The 16,466-nt window shown below is 66.2% G+C and carries 18 protein-coding genes; all 18 read left to right on the forward strand.

Annotated features, from left to right (window positions below; all coding sequences use genetic code 11):
• The first annotated feature begins 25 nt into the window (after positions 1–25).
• Positions 26–979 (forward strand): ACP S-malonyltransferase, encoded by a 954-nt coding sequence (gene fabD / locus BM013_RS05905; protein ID WP_093124060.1) that lies wholly within the window; start codon positions 26–28, stop codon positions 977–979.
• A gap of 25 nt (positions 980–1,004) precedes the next feature.
• Entirely contained in the window at positions 1,005–1,748 is a 744-nt protein-coding gene (gene fabG, locus BM013_RS05910; protein ID WP_093124062.1) for a 3-oxoacyl-ACP reductase FabG, read from the forward strand.
• Positions 1,749–1,846: 98 nt separating this feature from the next.
• Positions 1,847–2,086, forward strand: coding sequence for an acyl carrier protein (gene acpP / locus BM013_RS05915; RefSeq protein WP_007830471.1), 240 nt, complete (start codon positions 1,847–1,849; stop codon positions 2,084–2,086).
• 99 nt (positions 2,087–2,185) lie between these two features.
• Positions 2,186–3,430 (forward strand): beta-ketoacyl-ACP synthase II, encoded by a 1,245-nt coding sequence (gene fabF / locus BM013_RS05920; RefSeq protein ID WP_093124065.1) that lies wholly within the window; start codon positions 2,186–2,188, stop codon positions 3,428–3,430.
• A gap of 13 nt (positions 3,431–3,443) precedes the next feature.
• The gene (locus BM013_RS05925; RefSeq protein ID WP_093124067.1) at positions 3,444–3,926 is read left to right on the forward strand and encodes a hypothetical protein; all 483 of its coding nucleotides are present in this window, start codon (positions 3,444–3,446) and stop codon (positions 3,924–3,926) included.
• A gap of 10 nt (positions 3,927–3,936) precedes the next feature.
• A complete protein-coding gene (rpoE, locus tag BM013_RS05930) occupies positions 3,937–4,611 on the forward strand; it encodes an RNA polymerase sigma factor RpoE (RefSeq protein WP_093124069.1) in 675 nt (224 codons plus the stop codon).
• A 17-nt stretch (positions 4,612–4,628) separates the two neighbouring features.
• Positions 4,629–5,312, forward strand: coding sequence for a sigma-E factor negative regulatory protein (locus tag BM013_RS05935; protein WP_093124072.1), 684 nt, complete (start codon positions 4,629–4,631; stop codon positions 5,310–5,312).
• A gap of 25 nt (positions 5,313–5,337) precedes the next feature.
• Entirely contained in the window at positions 5,338–6,426 is a 1,089-nt protein-coding gene (locus BM013_RS05940) for a MucB/RseB C-terminal domain-containing protein (protein ID WP_093124074.1), read from the forward strand.
• A 101-nt stretch (positions 6,427–6,527) separates the two neighbouring features.
• A complete protein-coding gene (locus tag BM013_RS05945) occupies positions 6,528–8,012 on the forward strand; it encodes a DegQ family serine endoprotease (RefSeq protein ID WP_093124077.1) in 1,485 nt (494 codons plus the stop codon).
• 522 nt (positions 8,013–8,534) lie between these two features.
• Positions 8,535–10,346, forward strand: coding sequence for a translation elongation factor 4 (gene lepA, locus BM013_RS05950; RefSeq protein WP_093124079.1), 1,812 nt, complete (start codon positions 8,535–8,537; stop codon positions 10,344–10,346).
• Between the two features lie 8 nt (positions 10,347–10,354).
• The gene (gene lepB, locus BM013_RS05955) at positions 10,355–11,320 is read left to right on the forward strand and encodes a signal peptidase I (RefSeq protein WP_093124081.1); all 966 of its coding nucleotides are present in this window, start codon (positions 10,355–10,357) and stop codon (positions 11,318–11,320) included.
• Positions 11,321–11,354: 34 nt separating this feature from the next.
• The gene (locus BM013_RS05960) at positions 11,355–11,723 is read left to right on the forward strand and encodes a DUF4845 domain-containing protein (RefSeq protein WP_093124083.1); all 369 of its coding nucleotides are present in this window, start codon (positions 11,355–11,357) and stop codon (positions 11,721–11,723) included.
• A 17-nt stretch (positions 11,724–11,740) separates the two neighbouring features.
• The gene (rnc, locus tag BM013_RS05965; protein WP_093124086.1) at positions 11,741–12,427 is read left to right on the forward strand and encodes a ribonuclease III; all 687 of its coding nucleotides are present in this window, start codon (positions 11,741–11,743) and stop codon (positions 12,425–12,427) included.
• A gap of 7 nt (positions 12,428–12,434) precedes the next feature.
• Positions 12,435–13,400, forward strand: coding sequence for a GTPase Era (gene era, locus BM013_RS05970; protein WP_093124088.1), 966 nt, complete (start codon positions 12,435–12,437; stop codon positions 13,398–13,400).
• 1 nt (position 13,401) lies between these two features.
• A complete protein-coding gene (gene recO / locus BM013_RS05975; RefSeq protein ID WP_093124090.1) occupies positions 13,402–14,175 on the forward strand; it encodes a DNA repair protein RecO in 774 nt (257 codons plus the stop codon).
• On the forward strand, positions 14,172–14,939 hold the full coding sequence (locus BM013_RS05980) for a pyridoxine 5'-phosphate synthase (protein WP_093124093.1): 768 nt from the start codon (positions 14,172–14,174) through the stop codon (positions 14,937–14,939). The genes recO and BM013_RS05980 overlap by 4 nt, the downstream gene beginning before the upstream one ends.
• A 13-nt stretch (positions 14,940–14,952) precedes the next feature.
• A complete protein-coding gene (gene acpS, locus BM013_RS05985) occupies positions 14,953–15,345 on the forward strand; it encodes a holo-ACP synthase (RefSeq protein ID WP_093124095.1) in 393 nt (130 codons plus the stop codon).
• Complete coding sequence (nagZ, locus tag BM013_RS05990; RefSeq protein ID WP_093124098.1) at positions 15,342–16,463, forward strand: beta-N-acetylhexosaminidase; 1,122 nt, start codon at positions 15,342–15,344, stop codon at positions 16,461–16,463. Before acpS ends, nagZ begins: the two co-directional genes overlap by 4 nt.
• Positions 16,464–16,466: the final 3 nt, after the last annotated feature.

The following is a 16,466-nucleotide window of genomic DNA, read 5'->3' on the forward strand; positions in this document are numbered from 1 at the left end:
TGCAATGCGAGACGACGCATAAACAATGAAATCCTTTGCTTTTGTCTTTCCGGGTCAGGGCTCGCAGGCCGTCGGCATGCTCGACGCCTGGGGCGATCACCCCGCCGTTGTCGAAACCCTGCGCGAAGCTTCGGACGCGCTCGGCGAAGACGTGGGCGCGCTGATCAAGAACGGCCCCAAGGAAGACCTGGCGCTCACGACCAACACGCAGCCCGTGATGCTGGTGGCCGGTGTGGCCGCTTGGCGCGCGTGGCTGGCCGAAGGCGGTGCCACGCCCGCGGTCGTGGCCGGTCATTCGCTGGGCGAATACTCGGCGCTGGTGGCTTCGGGCGTTTTGACGCTGGCGCAAGCCGCACCGCTCGTGCGTTTCCGTGCGCAAGCGATGCAACAGGCGGTGCCTGTGGGCGTCGGCGCGATGGCTGCCGTGCTCGGCATGGAGTCGGGCAAGGTCGTGGCCGGGTGCGCGGAAGCCACCGCCAGCTTCGGTGCCGGCAGTGCCGAGATCGTCGAAGCGGTGAATTTCAACGACCCGATGCAGACCGTGATCGCCGGCAGCAAGGCCGCCGTCGACAAGGCCTGCGAGCTGCTCAAGGCCAACGGCGCCAAGCGCGCGCTGCTGCTGCCCGTGTCGGCACCGTTCCATTCGAGCCTGATGAAGCCCGCCGCCGAGGCGCTGCGCGAAAAGCTGGCGTCCACGCCGCTGGCGGCGCCGCAGATTCCGGTGCTGAACAACATCGACGTGTCGGTGGAAACCGACGCCGACCGCATCCGCGACGCGCTGGTGCGCCAGGCGGCCGGTCCGGTGCGCTGGGTCGAGAGCGTCCAGGCCTTGAAACTGCGCGGTGTAGCCTCCATCATCGAGTGCGGCCCCGGCAAGGTGCTGGCCGGCATGGTGAAGCGCATCGCCCCCGATCTGGAAGCCGCGTCGGTGTACGACCCGGCCACGCTCGCGGACACCCGACAATCGCTCGCCGGCTGACCGGCAAGGCCAGACACTTTTTCTTATGAGCATTCCCAAATTCGAAGGGCAAGTCGCCCTGGTCACCGGCGCCACGCGCGGCATCGGCGCGGCAATCGCGCTGGAGCTCGCCCAGCGTGGCCTGAAGGTCGTGGGCACCGGCACCACCGATGAAGGTGCGACCAAGATCACGTCGGCACTCAGCGCATTCGGCGGCCGCGGCCGCGCGCTCGACGTGAACGACGGTGCCGCCGTCGAAGCGCTGATCGACGAGATCGTGCAGGCCTACGGCGCGATCCACGTACTGGTCAACAACGCCGGCATCACGCGCGACACGCTCGCCATGCGCATGAAGGACAGCGACTGGGATGCGGTGCTCGACACCAATCTCAAGGCCGTCTTCTCGCTCTCGCGCGCCGTCATCCGCCCGATGATGAAGCAGCGCTACGGCCGCATCATCAGCATCACCAGCGTGGTTGGCGCCTCCGGCAATGCCGGCCAGGCCAACTACGCGGCCGCCAAGGCCGGCGTTGCGGGCATGACCCGCGCGCTGGCCCGTGAACTCGGCAGCCGCAACATCACGGTCAACTGCGTCGCGCCCGGTTTCATCGAGACCGACATGACGGCCAGCCTCCCCGAGGCCCAGCAACAGGCGCTGCTCCAGCAGATCCCGCTGGGCCACTTGGGCAAGCCGGCCGACATCGCGCACGCGGTGGCCTACCTCGCATCGCCCCAGGCGTCCTACGTCACGGGGCAAGAGCTGCACGTCAACGGCGGCATGCACATGTAGCCGCAAGGCGCAATCTTTCCCGCACCGGGTGCACGGCAAATGCCACAATGCGCCCGGCTAAAATCCACCGATTACCTACAACCCTCAGAGGGAACCAAATGAGCGATATCGAAGCACGTGTCAAGAAAATCATCGCCGAGCAACTCGGCGTGGAAGAGTCCCAAGTGACGAACGAAAAGGCTTTCGTGGCCGACCTCGGCGCTGACTCGCTCGACACGGTCGAACTCGTGATGGCACTCGAAGACGAATTCGGCATCGAAATTCCCGACGAAGATGCCGAGAAGATCACCACGGTGCAAAACGCCGTCGACTACGCCACCAAGAATCAAAAGGCCTGACAGGCCAGCTGACAAGATTGCAACTGCGGCCGGCGGCTTATCTCTAAACCGCACGCGCCGACAGGCAACTGTTCAGCGCATCCAGAAAGGTTTGCCGGCATGACCAAACGCCGCGTCGTCGTGACCGGACTCGGTTGCATCGCTCCTGTCGGAAACACCGCAACCGAATCCTGGGCCAACCTGTTGGCCGGGAAGTCGGGTATTGCGAACATCACCGCGTTCGATGCAAGCGCCTTCGCCTGCAAGTTCGCCGGTGAGGTCAAGGGTTTCGACATCACCCAATACATCTCGGAGAAGGAAGCGCGTCACATGGACCGCTTCATTCATCTGGGTCTCGCCGCCGCCATCCAGGCGGTGCAGGACAGCGGACTGCCGACCGGCGAAGCGCTGTCCTATGAAAAAGCCGTGCGCATCGGATGCAACATCGGCTCGGGCATCGGCGGTCTGCCGATGATCGAACAGACGCACGCCGAACTGGCTGCACGCGGCCCGCGCCGCGTGTCGCCGTTCTTCGTGCCGGCGTCGATCATCAACATGATCTCCGGCCACGTGTCGATCAAGTACGGCTTCAAGGGCCCGAACATCGCCGTGGTCACCGCTTGCACCACCGGCCTTCATGCCATCGGCACGTCGGCACGCATGATCGAGTACGGTGACGCCGACGTGATGATCGCGGGCGGTGCGGAATCGACCATTTCCCCGCTCGGCATCGGCGGCTTCACTGCGCCTCGCGCACTGAGCACCCGCAACGACGATCCCGCCACGGCTTCGCGTCCCTGGGACAAGGACCGCGACGGTTTCGTGCTGGGCGAGGGCGCCGGCGTGCTGGTGCTCGAAGAGTACGAACACGCCAAGGCGCGCGGCGCCAAGATCTACGCGGAAGTCGCGGGCTTCGGCCTGACGGGCGACGCGTACCACATGACCGCGCCAGACGTCGACGGCCCCCGCCGCTCGATGGCCATGGCACTGGCCAACGCCGGCGTCAATGCCGACCAGGTCCAGTACCTCAACGCGCACGGCACCTCGACGCAGATCGGCGACCTCAACGAGACCAATGCGGTCAAGCTGGCGTTCGGCGATCACGCGAAGAAGTTGGTCGTGAATTCGACCAAGTCCATGACCGGCCACTTGCTGGGCGGCGCGGGCGGGATCGAATCGGTGTTCACGGTGATGGCGCTGCACGAGCAGAAGAGCCCGCCGACCATCAACATCTTCAACCAGGATCCGGAGTGCGATCTCGACTACTGCGCCAACGAGGCGCGCGATCTGAAGATCGACGTCGCGGTCAAGAACAACTTCGGCTTTGGCGGCACCAACGGCACGCTGGTGTTCAAGCGCGCTTGAGCATTGCTCTTTCATGCACAGCGCGCCGTCGGTGACCTACCCGGTGGGGCGCTCGCGCGGCGCGACTCGCCTCCTTGTTGTTCTTTGGGCCCTGGGCGCTTGTTGCGCGGGCACGTCCTGCTATCTTTCGGATAGCGCCGGATGGCGCCAGCTGCTGCTGGTTCTCAGCGTTGCATTCGCCGGCGTCGCGGCGGGCTTCGGCCTGCGCCGCGACGGTGCGGGCACCCTGCATTTCGACGGCCTTCACTGGTCGCTCTCCGCGGGCGATGCATCGCGTTCGGTGCATGCCGCGCGGGCGCTGGTGGCGCTCGATTTCCAGTCGCTGATGCTGCTTCGTTTCAGCGAGCCGGGCCGCGCGCGGCGCTGGCTCTGGGTCGAACAGCGGGCCATGCCCGAACGCTGGCGCGACGTGCGCCGTGCGGTATATTCGCGCCCCCCGTCCGCAGCACCTGCGGGCGACACCTGGCGCGCGACGGCTCCCGCCGACGCGCCCTGAACCCTCCTCGATGACCACTTCTCCGCCGCCCGTGCCGCCGGATTCCGGCCTGACCGACGCGCCCGCTGAAGCGCCGCGGCCGGGCGAGGTCGATTTCCAGCTCGTTCAGCGCACCGTCGCGGGCGACCAGAAAGCGTTCGAACTGCTGGTCATCAAGTACCAGCGGCGCATCGAGCGCCTGATCGGGCGCATGGTGCGCGATGTCGACCTGGTCGAGGACATCGCGCAGGAAACCTTCATTCGCGCCTACCGCGCGCTGCACCAGTTCCGCGGCGAGGCGCAGTTCTACACCTGGCTCTACCGGATCGCCGTCAACACCGCCAAGAAGGCGCTGGTCGACATGAAGCGCGATCCGACCGTCTCCGAAGCGGCCCTGAGGCCGTCTTCTGAGGACGACGATGAAACTTACCGTCCTGGAAACGAACCAACCACCGACGAAACCCCCGAATCGGTCATGGCGGCGAACGAAATCGCCAGTGCCGTCGAGGCTGCCATGGAAGCACTGCCAGCTGAATTGCGGCAGGCGGTCACGCTGCGCGAAATCGAGGGCATGAGTTACGAAGAGATCGCCGAGGTCATGGATTGCCCTATCGGCACCGTGCGTTCGCGTATTTTCCGGGCGCGCGAGGCCATTTCGGCCAGGGTCAAACCGCTGCTGGACAACCAGTCCGGCAAGCGTTGGTAAGTAAGCAGGTGAATGAAATGAATCAGACGATGACGGTTCGGGAACAGGTGTCCGCACTTGCGGATGGTCATTTGCAGGGCGAGGCGTTCGCGCAGGCGATCGAAGCGGTCTGCGCCGAGGGCGAAGCCCGCGCGGCCTGGCAGGCGTTCCATGTGGCGGGCGATGTGCTGCGCTCGGGCTCGCATGCGCCGTGCAGCGACACCTCGGCATTCCTCACGCGCTTCCAGCAGCGCCTGGCGGCGGAGCCCGTGGTGATTGCGCCGGCCCCGGTGCCGGCAGCCGCGCCTGTCGCGCTGCCAGTGCAGCGCAGGGCCGAGGCGGCCAACGAGCCGGTGTTCCGCTGGAAGCTGGTGGCCGGTGCCGCGTCGCTGATGGCCGTGGCCGCCATCAGCTGGACGCTGGTCGGCAACGGCGCGGCGGTGCCGCAAGCCGGTGCCCAGATGGCCGCGGTGCAGCAACAGCAGGTGCAGCCGGCAGTGAATTCGGTGCTGGCGGCCGTGGCCGTGGCCGTGAACAGCGAACAGCCCGCAGCCAACACGCTCACGCCCACCCGCGTGATCGTCGGCAACGGCAACCCGCAGGTCATGCTGCGCGATCCGCGGCTCGACCAGTTGCTCGAAGCGCACCAGCAAGCCGGCGGTGCGTCGCAAATGCCTTCCGGTTTCCTGCGCAACGCCACTTTCGAGGGTCCGACGCGCTGAGCGCGCGCCCCCGCAGCCGCCCGTAATGACCGTTCAGATGCCGATCTCCGCACGCGCCTGCGTGCTTGTGTTTGCCGCTTTCTGCCTTGCGCAGGCCGCCACCGCACAGACCCGCTCGGGTGCTGCGAATGCGAAGGGTGCGACCGCACCGGTTCAGACCGACGAACCGCCGGCAATGAACGTGACAGAGTGGCTGCAGCGCATGCACGCCGGGGCCCGCCAGCGCAACTACGTGGGCACCTTCGTGGTGTCGGCGCCGGGCGGCGACCTGTCGAGCGCGCGCATCTGGCACGTGCGCGACGGCGAGCACCAGATCGAACGCATCGAGGCCCTGTCGGGGCCACCGCGCTCGACCTTCCGGCGCAACCGCAACGTGATGACCTTCCTGCCCGAGGCGAAGGTCGTCAAGGTCGAGAAGCGCGAGAACCTCGACCTCTTCCCGAACCTGCCGGAAAAGCCCGATTCGTCGATCAGCGATTTCTACGATGTGCGCGCGATCGGCAAGGACCGCGTGGCCGGCTTCGACGCCGACGTGGTGCAACTGGTGCCGCACGACGGCCTGCGCTTCGGCTACCGCATCTGGAGCGAGCGCCGCTCCGGGCTGGTGGTGAAGCTGCAGACCATCGACAGCGATGCGCGCGTGGTGGAGCAGTCGGCGTTCTCCGAGCTGCAGCTCGACGCGCCCGTCAAGGCACAGGCGCTGTCGCAGATGATGGCCAACACCACCGGCTACCGCATCGAGAAGCTCGAGCTGGAGCGCAGCAACGCGCAGGACGAGGGCTGGACCCTCAGCACGCCCGTTGCCGGCTTCAAGCCGCGCAGCTTCTTCCGCCGCCCGATGGCCGCCGCTGCCGACGACAGCAGCGGCAAGGCGAAGCAGGACACCGCAACGGTGCAGTGGACCTTCTCCGATGGCCTGGCCTCGGTATCGCTCTTCATCGAGCGCTACGACGCCGCCCGTGCGCCGCGCGATGGCGTGCTAACCATCGGCGCGACCAACGCGATCCGCCGCCGCCTGCCCGCGCCGGCCAGCGACTGGTGGCTGACCGCGGTGGGCGAGGTGCCGCCGCAGACACTCAACGCCTTCGCGCAGAGCCTGGCGCGCACACGCTGACGGCGTCGGGCCGCATGGGCGCCAAGTTGCGCTGAACCAAGCGTGTAGCGCAGACTCATAGCAACTGTTTTCCGCCGCTCTGTTCTTTTGAAAGAAAACCGATGATCTTCAAAGTCGAGGGACACAAGCTTCGTTCCGGCCTGCTGGCTTTTGCACTCGCGCTGACCGCGGGCGCCACCTTCCTGCCGGTCGAATCCGTTCATGCGCAGACGCGCACGCTGCCCGATTTCACCGATCTGGTCGACCAGGTCGGGCCTTCGGTCGTCAACATCCGCACGGTCGAGAAAGTCGCGCAACGCGGCGGCGGCAACGGCGAGATGGACGAGGAAATGCAGGAGTTCTTCCGCCGTTTCTTCGGCCAGCCGGCGCCGGGCCAGCCCCGCCAGGGCCCGACCCCCAAGCGGCCCCAGCAGCCGCAGGAAGAGGAACGTCCGCGCGGCGTGGGCTCCGGCTTCATCCTGACGGCCGACGGCTACGTGATGACCAACGCCCACGTGGTGGAAGACGCCTCAGAGGTGCTGGTCACGCTGCCCGACAAGCGCGAGTTCAAGGCCAAGATCGTCGGCGCCGACAAGCGCACCGACGTGGCGGTCGTGAAGATCGAAGCCACGGGCCTGCCCGCGGTGAAGGTCGGCGACATCTCCAGGCTGCGCGTGGGCGAATGGGTGATGGCCATCGGTTCGCCGTTCGGCCTCGAGAACACCGTCACCGCCGGCATCGTGAGCGCCAAGCAGCGCGACACGGGCGAGTACCTGCCGTTCATCCAGACCGACGTGGCCATCAATCCCGGCAACTCGGGCGGACCGCTCATCAACATGCGCGGCGAGGTGGTGGGCATCAACAGCCAGATCTACTCGCGCTCGGGCGGCTTCATGGGCATCTCGTTCTCGATCCCGATCGACGAAGCGATCCGCGTGAGCGACCAGTTGCGCACCACCGGGCGCGTCTCGCGCGGCCGCATCGGCGTGCAGATCGATCAGGTCACCAAGGACGTGGCCGAGGCCATCGGCCTGGGCAAGGCGCAGGGCGCGCTGGTGCGCGGTGTCGAGGCAGGTTCGCCGGGCGAGAAGGCCGGCGTGGAACCGGGCGACGTCATCACCAAGTTCGACGGCAAGGCCATCGAGAAGCCGAGCGACCTGCCGCGCCTGGTGGGCAACACCAAGCCGGGCACCAAGAGCACGCTAACGGTGTTCCGCCGCGGCGCGTCGCGCGACCTGAGCGTGACCATTGCCGAGATCGAGCCCGACAAGCCAGCCAAGCGTGCGAGCGACCGCGACGAGCCGGCGCCGAAGCCGCCGGCCTCCGCCGCCGCGAAGTCGCTCGGCCTGGCCGTGAGCGACCTCAGCGATGCGCAGAAGAAAGAGCTCAAGCTGAAGGGCGGCGTGAAGGTCGATGCCGCCAACGAAGCAGCGGCGCGGGCTGGTCTGCGCGAGGGCGACATCATTCTTTCCGTGGGCAATGCCGAGGTGGCGAACACCCGCGAATTCGAGTCTGCCGTGGGGAAGGCCGACAAGAACAAGGCGCTCAGCGTGCTGTTCCGCCGGGGCGATTGGGCGCAGTACGCCCTGATCCGGCCCGCACGCTGATCTGGCGCTGGCGTCAAGTGGCCCCACCCGGCAGTCGGGTTTGGGGCCGTTTTTTTGAGGTGTTTACGACGTTCTTGCGCCGGCCATGAAAAAAATCTTGGACGGAAAAAGCGGCGGATTTTGTTAGTGGAAACTAACTTTAAAACAGGCTTAGGACGAATTTCGGTAGAATAGATCGCTCGGTGCAGCCAGTCAGCGCATAAGGAGTGCACTGGCATCCACGATGCGAGATGTCAGACAGCAGTCCACCGGTGGTCCACAGATCGCCCACAAGTTGTTCATAGACTGCTCCACCGATCCTGTTGATAACCTGTTCATATCTTTGATGTTGTGGACCTGCAACGACCCCTTTGGACCCTGTTCCCGGATGTACGTGCCTCCCTTTTTGCCTACAATGAAGTTCCAACTACTGCAGTTGCCATTGCTTGTTGGTTCAGGGCGCGTCTCCAGAAGACGCGCCCTTTTTTCTTGCCCGTCGCACTCTGCGTCCGAGCCAATTCAAGTACTTAAGCGTTCCCGTTGATGAATCACATCAGAAATTTTTCGATCATTGCGCACATCGACCATGGCAAGTCGACGCTCGCAGACCGTTTGATCCAACGTTGCGGCGGCCTCGCGGAACGCGAGATGGAAGCGCAGGTGCTCGATTCGATGGACATCGAAAAAGAGCGTGGGATAACCATCAAGGCGCAGACCGCTGCGCTGCGCTACAAGGCGCGCGATGGACAGGTCTACAACCTCAATCTGATCGACACGCCGGGCCACGTCGACTTCTCGTATGAAGTGAGTCGCTCGCTGTCCGCATGCGAAGGCGCATTGCTCGTCGTCGATGCATCGCAAGGTGTCGAAGCGCAGACGGTGGCCAACTGCTACACCGCGCTCGACCTCGGTGTCGAAGTGGTGCCCGTGCTCAACAAGATCGATCTGCCCAATGCAGACCTCGACAACGCGCGCACTGAAATCGAAGACGTGATCGGCATCGATGCGACCGACGCGATTCCGTGCTCGGCCAAGACCGGTGTCGGCATCGACGACATTCTCGAGACCATCGTCGCGCGCATGCCCGCACCGCGCGGCAATCCCGACGGTCCGCTGCGCGCGATGATCGTCGACAGCTGGTTCGACGCGTACGTCGGCGTGGTCATGCTGGTGCGCGTGGTCGACGGCCGGCTCGTGAAGGGCGAGCGCATCAAGATGATGGCGTCCGGCGCGATGTACAACGCCGACAGCATCGGCGTCTTCACTCCCGCCAACGAAGCGCGCGAGTCGCTCGAGGCCGGCGAGGTGGGCTACATCATCGCGGGCATCAAGGAGTTGCAGGCCGCGAAGGTCGGCGACACGGTCACGCTGATCCGGCCCGGCACCGGCGGTGCGGCAGCCACGGCGACCGAGGCGCTGCCCGGCTTCAAGGAGATCCAGCCGCAGGTGTTCGCGGGCCTGTACCCGACCGAAGCCAGCGAGTACGACTCGCTGCGCGACGCGCTCGAAAAGCTCAAGCTCAACGACTCGTCGCTGCGCTACGAACCCGAAGTGAGCCAGGCGCTGGGCTTCGGCTTCCGTTGCGGCTTCCTCGGCCTGCTGCACATGGAGATCGTGCAGGAGCGCCTGGAGCGCGAGTTCGACCAGGACCTGATCACGACCGCGCCCAGCGTGGTCTACCAGGTGGTCAGGAATGACGGCGAAGTGATCATGGTCGAGAACCCGTCCAAGATGCCCGACGTCGGCCGGATGGCGGAAATCCGCGAGCCCATCGTCACCGTGCACCTGTACATGCCGCAGGAATACGTCGGCTCCGTCATGACGCTGGCCAACCAGAAGCGTGGCGTGCAGATGAACATGGCCTACCACGGCCGCCAGGTCATGCTGACCTACGAGATGCCGCTCGGCGAGATCGTGCTCGACTTCTTCGACAAGCTGAAATCGGTGAGCCGCGGCTACGCGTCGATGGACTACGAGTTCAAGGAGTACCGCGCCTCCGACGTGGTGAAGGTCGACATCCTGCTGAACGGCGAGAAGGTCGACGCGCTGTCCATCATCGTGCACCGCAGCCAGTCGCAGTACCGCGGCCGGGCGGTGGTCTCGAAGATGCGCGAGATCATTTCGCGCCAGATGTACGACGTGGCGATCCAGGCCGCCATCGGGGTCACCATCATTGCGCGTGAGACAATCAAGGCCCTTCGCAAGAACGTGCTGGCCAAGTGCTACGGCGGCGACATCTCCCGCAAGAAGAAGCTGCTCGAGAAGCAGAAGGCGGGCAAGAAAAGAATGAAGCAGATCGGCTCCGTCGAGGTCCCGCAAGAGGCCTTCCTCGCGATTCTGCAAGTCGAAGACTGATCAAAAAAATGGCACTCATCACCTCCCTGGTCCTCGCGGCTTTTGCCGGCTATGTCGGCTCGTGGTATTTCGGCGCGATCGAAGGCAACTTCGCATTGCTGCTGTTCGTGGCCACGGTGATCACCGGCCTCTACTGGGTGGCCGAGCGCTTCTTCTTCCTGCCGAAGCGCGAGCGCGCAGCCGCCGCGCTGGAAGCCTCGCTGGCCGAGCGCAACGCGCGCTTGGCCGGGCAGGGCATCAAGCAGGTCGACACCGCCGACGCGAAGGCCAGCGAGCGCTTGCTGATGCAGCCCTGGTGGCTCGACTGGACCGCCGGCCTGTTCCCGGTGATCCTGGTGGTGTTCCTGCTGCGCTCGTTCCTGTACGAGCCCTTCAAGATTCCCTCGGGCTCGATGATGCCCACGCTGCTGACCGGCGACCTGATCCTGGTCAACAAGTTCACCTACGGCCTGCGCCTGCCGGTCATCAACGCCAAGATCACCGAAGGCACGCCGCTGGCGCGCGGCGACGTCGTGGTGTTCCGCTACCCGCCCAAGCCGAGCATGGACTACATCAAGCGCGTGGTCGGCATTCCGGGCGACGAAGTGGCCTACCTGAACAAGAAGCTCACGATCAACGGCCAGCCGGTGTCCAAGCAGCCCGCGGCCGACTACCTCGACAGCGAATCGATGCGCCTACTCAAGCAGTACGACGAAGACCTGCTCGGCAGGAAGCACAAGATCCTGAACGACGAGACGGCCCCGTCCTTCGTGCCCGGCGCCAGCGACTTCCCCGGCCGCGAGAACTGCCGCTACTCGGTGGAGGGCGTCGTCTGCAAGGTGCCCGTAGGCAGCTACTTCATGATGGGCGACAACCGCGATAATTCGGCCGACTCGCGTTTCTGGGGTTTCGTGCCAGACAGCAACATCGTGGGCAGGGCCTTCTTTGTCTGGATGAACTTCGGCGATCTGGGTCGCATCGGTCCGTTCCAATAAGCATTCATCAGCATTGTTCGAGGGGTAAGAGGGCATGAGAACACATCGGTCTGTGCGCGGCAGCGCTGCGCGGCAACGTGGTATTTCGTTCGTCGGCTTGGTGTTCGTCGCGGCCGTGCTCGGCTGCCTCGGCGTGGTCGTCGCACAGGTCATTCCGACGCTGATCGAGTGGCAGGCGATCGACAAGGCCGCCAACAAGGCCAAGGAAGGCTCCACCGTGCCCGAAGTGCGCGCCATCTTCGATCGCGCCCAGGCCATCGACGACTTCAAGTCGGTCAGCGGCAAGGACCTCGACATCAAGAAGGTCGGCGACAAGGTGGTCGTGTCGTACGCGTACGAGCGCGAGATTCCCCTGTTCGGCCCGGCCTACCTGACCCTCAAATACAAGGGCGAGTCCCGCTGAACGCGGCGCTGAAAAAGGTGGACGGCAGCCTCGTCGCGCTGCAGGCGCGTCTCCAGTACACCTTCTCCGACCCGCGGCTGCTCCAGCTCGCGCTCACGCACCGCAGCTTCTCGGCCGACCACAACGAGCGCCTCGAATTCCTCGGCGACTCGGTGCTGAACCTGGCGGTCTCGCATCTGCTCTATCTGCGCCTCTCGGCGCTGCCCGAAGGCGATCTCTCGCGCGTGCGCGCCAACCTGGTCAAGCAGGACACCCTGCACCGCCTGGCGGTGGGGCTGGCGCTGTCGCCGCTGCTGAAGCTGGGCGAGGGCGAGGCGCGCTCCGGCGGGCCGAACCGGCCGTCGATCCTGGCCGATGCGCTCGAAGCGCTGATCGGCGCGGTGTACCTCGACTCCGGTTTCGCCGCCGCGCAGGCGATGGTGCACCGGCTCTACGAGGCGGTCGAGATCAACCCGCGCATGGAAGCCGCGGCCAAGGACCCGAAGACCGAATTGCAGGAATGGCTGCAGGGTCACAAAATGAAGCTGCCGGTGTACCGCGTGGCCGCCACACTGGGCGCTGCGCACAAGCAGACTTTCGATGTCGAGTGCGAGGTGCCCGAGTTGGGCCTTCGCGAACGCGGCATCGGCGGTTCGCGCCGCGCCGGCGAGCAGGCGGCGGCCGCCGCCATGTTGATCCGGCTCAAGGCACGCGGCGCCGCGTGAAATCAGAATGAACGATGCTATCAATCCCGTAGCGGAACCCGAAGACGCCGAAGGCGGTTCGCCCGCCAGCGGTCCCCAACATTGCGGCCTCATCGCCATCGTCGGCAAGCCGAACGTCGGCAAGTCGACGCTGCTCAACGCGCTGGTCGGCCAGAAGATCAGCATCACCTCGCGCAAGGCGCAGACCACGCGGCACCGCATCACCGGCATGCGCACGCTGGGCGCCACGCAGTTCGTGTTCGTCGACACGCCGGGTTTCCAGACCCTGCATGCCAACGCGCTGAACAAGTCGCTCAACAAGACCGTGCAGGGCGCGGTCGGCGACGTGGACCTGATTCTTTTCGTGGTCGAAGCCGGCAGCTTCACGCCGGCCGACGAGCGCGTGCTCAAGCTGCTCGGCAAGGGCATTCCGACGGTGCTGCTGGCCAACAAGCTGGACAACGTGCACCGCCGCGGCGACATCGCGCCCTGGCTGCAGACCATGCAGGCCAAGCATGCCTTCGCCGAGTTCGTGCCGATGTCGGCCAAGAGCGCCAAGGACGTCGAGCGCCTGTTCGGCATCTGCGAGAAGTACCTGCCCGAGCAGCCCTGGTTCTACGACGAGGACGAGCTGACCGACCGCAGCGAGAAATTCCTGGCCGGCGAACTCGTGCGCGAGAAGCTCTTCCGCCTGACCGGCGACGAGCTGCCCTACACCTCGACCGTCATCATCGACAAGTTCGAGGAAGAGCCGCCCCAGAAGAAGGGGCAGAAGCGCCTGCTGCGCATTGCCGCCACCATCGTGGTCGAGCGCGACGGCCACAAGGCTATGGTGATCGGCGACAAGGGCGAGCGCATCAAGCGCATCGGCATGGAAACCCGTGTCGAGCTCGAGAAGCTGGCCGATGCCAAGGTGTTCCTCGAACTGTGGGTGAAGGTGCGCTCGGGCTGGGCCGACGACGAAGCTCGCGTGCGCTCGTTCGGCTACGAATGAAGTGGCCGCTGCCCACCGCGTTTCGCACGAACCGGCTTATGTGCTCCATCGCTATGACTGGAGCGAGTCGAGCCTGATCCTCGAGGTCTTCACCCGGCACCACGGGCGCATCGCGCTGGTGGCCAAGGGGGCGAAGCGTCCGAGCTCCAACTTCCGCCCGGTGCTGCTGCCGCTGCAGCCCCTGCAGCTCAACTACGGCGGCGACGCCGAGATCCGCACGCTCAAGGGCGCCGAGTGGATGGGCGGCCACGTCATGCCGACCGGCGAGGCGCTGCTGTCGGGCTACTACGTGAACGAACTGCTGCTGCGCCTGCTGGCGCGCGACGACGCGCACGAAGCGCTGTTCGACGCCTACGCCGGCGTGGTACAGGTGCTGGCCGGCGACCATGCCGGCGCCCAGGCGGCCACGCACGCCGCCGCGCTGCGCGCCTTCGAGCTGCTGCTGCTGCGCGCGGTGGGCCTGCTGCCGGCGCTCGACCTGCAGACGCTCACGCTGGAGCCGCTCGATGCCGACACGCGCTACATCCTGGTGCCGGAAGCCGGCTTGCGGCACGCAGCCGACGAAGAAGCCGCGCTCGCCGGTGCCGACTGGCAGGCGTTGCAGGACATGCTCGACGACCGCACGCCATTTACCTCCACATTGCGTGAAATTGCCACCATGAACGCCGGCAGCAACAGCGCGCTGCGCAACCAGCTGCGCGCCTTGCTCAACTACCATTGCGGCGTGTCCACGCTGCGCACGCGGCAAATGATGAGAGATCTGCAAGCACTATGAGCACTTCAGGCCACGCCGGCGCCACCACTTCGCTGTCCGTCAACCTCAACAAGGTCGCCCTGGTGCGCAACACGCGCCACCTGGGCATCCCGAGCGTGGTGAAAGCCGCACAGGCCTGCCTGGCCGCCGGCGCCCAGGGCATCACCGTGCACCCGCGCCCCGACGCCCGCCACATCCGCGCGCACGACGTGAGCGACCTGTCGACGCTGCTCGCCAAGGACTGGCCGGGCGTCGAATTCAACATCGAAGGCAACCCCTTCCAGAACCTGATGGACTTCGTGCGCGCGCTGAAGCCGCACCAGGCCACCTTCGTGCCAGACAGCGAAACCCAGTCGACCAGCGACCACGGCTGGACCTTCCCCGACGACGCCGAGCGCCTGCGCCCGCTGATCGCCGAGGCCAAGGCCCTGGGCGTGCGCGTCAGCCTGTTCATGGACCCGATTCCCGAGATGATGGCCGCCGTCAAGGCCGTGGGCGCCGACCGCGTCGAGCTCTACACCGAGGCCTATGCCGCCTCCCGCGGCACGCCGGACGCGCAGGCCGTGCTGGCGCGCTACACAGAGACCGCGCGCGCGGCGATCGCGGCGGGCCTGGGCGTCAACGCCGGCCACGACCTGAGCCGCGACAACCTGAGCGCTTTCCTGCGTGCCGTGCCGGGCGTGCAGGAGGTCTCCATCGGCCATGCCTTCGTGGCCGACGCGCTGGAACTGGGCTACGCCGGCGCCACGCGCGACTACCTGCGCTGCATCGGCGAAGCGCAATGAACGCCGGCGCCGCATGATCTACGGCATCGGCACCGACATCTGCGACCTGCGCCGCATCGCCGCGACCTTCGAGCGCCAGGGAGAGCGCTTTGCCCGCAAGGTGCTCAGCGACGCCGAATTCGCGGTCTGGCAGGCCCGCAGCGCCCGCTGGCCGAAGCGCGGTCTGAGCTACCTCGCCACCCGCTTCTCGGCCAAGGAGGCCTTCAGCAAGGCCGTCGGCATGGGCATGCGCATGCCGATGAGCTGGCGCCTGTGCGAGATCGCCAACCTGCGCAGCGGCAAGCCCGTCATCGTGCTGCATGGCGAGCTGAAGGAATGGTTCGAGGCGCAGGGCCTCACGGCCCATGTGACCGTGACCGACGAAACCGAATACGCCGCGAGCTTCGTGGTGGTGGAGAAGCTATGACCCCCGGGCTCACCCGCCCCAACTCCTGTTCCCGCACAGTTCCGTCGCATTCGCCGCTGATCATCGACGTGGCGGGCACCGAACTCACCGGCGCCGACCGCCGGCGCCTGGCCGACCCGCTGGTTGGCGGCGTGATCCATTTCGCCCGCAACTGGCAAGGCCGCGCGCAAATGACCGCGCTCAACGCCGAGATCAAGGCCATCCGGCCCGACCTGCTGATCTGCGTCGACCACGAAGGGGGCAGGGTGCAGCGCTTTCGCACCGACGGCTTCACCCACCTGCCGTCGATGCGCGCGCTCGGCGAGCTGTGGATGAACGACGCCATGCGCGCCACCCAGGCGGCCACCGCCGCCGGGCAGGTGCTGGCCGGCGAGCTGCGTGCCTGCGGCGTCGATTTCAGTTTCGCGCCGGTGCTCGACCTCGACTTCGGCGGCAGCAGCGTCATCGGCACACGCAGTTTTCATCGCGATCCGCGCGTGGTGGCGCTGCTGGCCAAGAGCGTCATGTACGGCATGCTGCAGATGGGCATGCGCAACTGCGGCAAGCATTTCCCCGGACACGGCTTCGTGCATGCCGATTCGCACGTCGAGATTCCGGTCGACAAGCGCGGTCTCAAGGCCATCCTGGGCGACGACGCGCGACCGTACGAGTGGCTTTCGGGCGCGCTCACCGCGGTGATGCCCGCGCACGTGATCTACCCGAAGGTCGACAAGCGGCCGGCGGGCTTCTCGACCCGGTGGCTGCAGGACATCCTGCGCCAGAAGCTCGGCTTCGACGGCGTGATCTTCAGCGACGACCTCAGCATGGAGGCCGGCCGCTACATCGACGGCCAGCTCCTGAGCTACACCGATGCGGCGCTGGCCGCGCTGCAAGCCGGTTGCGACCTGGCCCTGCTGTGCAACCAGAGCATCGGCGACGGCGCACCGCTGGACGAACTGCTCGACGGTTTCGCCCGCGCGGCGGGCACGCAGCGCTGGCAGCCCGATGCGCGCAGCGAAGCGCGGCGCCGGAGCCTGTTGCCCGACACGCCCGCGCCCGCCTCGTGGGAGGCGCTGCTGGAGTCGGCTGCCTACCGCGGCGCCCGGCGCGCGCTGACCGAGGCCGGTCTCTCGGGGTAGGCC

Origin of the sequence: Variovorax sp. OK605 (genome assembly GCF_900115445.1) — a bacterium.
Lineage (GTDB): Bacteria > Pseudomonadota > Gammaproteobacteria > Burkholderiales > Burkholderiaceae_C > Variovorax.